1 protein-coding gene is annotated in these 1,698 nt (G+C 25.9%); it reads right to left on the reverse strand.

Going from position 1 to position 1,698, the window contains the following annotated elements:
- Window positions 1–196 precede the first annotated feature (196 nt).
- The gene (locus NNC19_RS23345) at window positions 197–1,612 is read right to left on the reverse strand and encodes an IS4 family transposase (RefSeq protein ID WP_310941089.1); all 1,416 of its coding nucleotides are present in this window, start codon (window positions 1,610–1,612) and stop codon (window positions 197–199) included.
- Between the last annotated feature and the right edge of the window lie 86 nt (window positions 1,613–1,698).

Here is a 1,698-nt window from a genome sequence, read left to right on the forward strand (position 1 = left end):
CATAGCCATCAAGCTTGCTTATACAAAATATAGAAATTAATCTAAGAATAATTTTTATATTCTTCTGGAAATTTATATTAACAGAAAATGGTGCTTTCAAAGATGAAATTCTGTAATCTATAAAAAATGGCTAAACTTAATACAATATACCAAGCAAATTTCCTGTATATTGAATTAATCACTATATATAACTTGGTTATATTGACATTTTTACAAGTTGACATTCCTTTATTTTGAGGAAATTTAATATAGAATCTACTGTCTTTTTAACTTTTTTCTTGCACTTGATTCCAAGCTTTAGAATTGTATGTAGAATATTATTAAAGAATGATATCTTTTTAAAATCATTTCTAAATATATCCGTTTTAAGAGTAGTAAAGTATTCATTTACTAAACTAAATGATTTAAGTATACTTATTTCTTTATTATTTTCTTCATAAATAATATCTTTCGACGTGAATACTATTTGAGATGCTAACAGTAAACTTAATAATCTTCCATACAAAAAACATTTAAATCGCTCTATTTTCACATTTCTTACCTTTGAAATATTAAAAATAGATTTCCAAACCTTAAACATTATTTCTATTTGCCATCTTAAAGAATATATGTCATGTACTTGATCTGTAGCAACAACATCTTCAGAAATATTAGTTATATAGACATTTACCCCTGTCCACTCTGTATTTCTTTCATTTACTTTTCCTCTATTAGGCCTAACAGCATCTAATTGTTTTTTTACTCTTTTCATCTTGTTTTCTTCTGATAATTTAGTTATAATTAATCTGTTTTTTAGTTCCTTTTTGGAACCAATATAGATATCTTTGAGTTCAATTGTTTCACCATCGGCTAATGGTTTTATAATTTCAAAGATATCTATCTTTTTATATTCACTTGATTTTATTATAGATCCATCTTTTCTTCTTTTAACATCTGAATTTTTCTTATATAAAGATGTACCACTTTTTAGTTTTGATATGTAAAATGCATTTTTTGAATGTATTTCCTTTAAATAATCTAATTTATAATAGCCTAAATCGGCTAATCTAAGATCACCTGGCTTTGTTTGATCATCCATTAATTTTAGATAGTTAGAATCAGTAACTGTACCACTAAAAAAATCACAACATAAAAAACTACCTGATAACAAATCATATTGTAGCTGTATTTTTATAGCAGATTTAGAACTTGAACCACCAGATCCCCTATATTCATCACAAAACTTATTGGGTAATGAATATCCTGTTGCATCGTTAAGAAGAATTCTTTTGAAAGTTAAATCATTTCTATGTTTTTTCAATATTTCATTTTGATTAAACATCATTTCAGTAAAAAGTTTCTGCATAAATTCAACAGATTCTTTGTTAAAGCGCTCATTAAGAGCTTGCGGAGATAAAAGTATCCCATAGTTTGCCGCTAATTTTCCACATAGAGTTGTTAGAGACTTATCACACATATCATGGCTTAAAAAAATATTAAAAGCTAAAAATGTACTTGCGTCAATCTTACCACTTCTTTTAATGAATCCTGTTTTTCTTGCAGTTTTATCTAAAAACTCCTGTGAAAATAATTCTTTTGTTTTTCTTATTAAGTTTTTCAATCTTTTATGCATATATTGTAAATTCCATCCTTTTAATAAATATCCTAAGAATTATATCACAAAACATATTTTGGAGATATTAGCTTGATGGCTATGCC

The organism is Clostridium sp. SHJSY1, from assembly GCF_031626875.1.
Taxonomy (GTDB): domain Bacteria; phylum Bacillota; class Clostridia; order Clostridiales; family Clostridiaceae; genus Clostridium.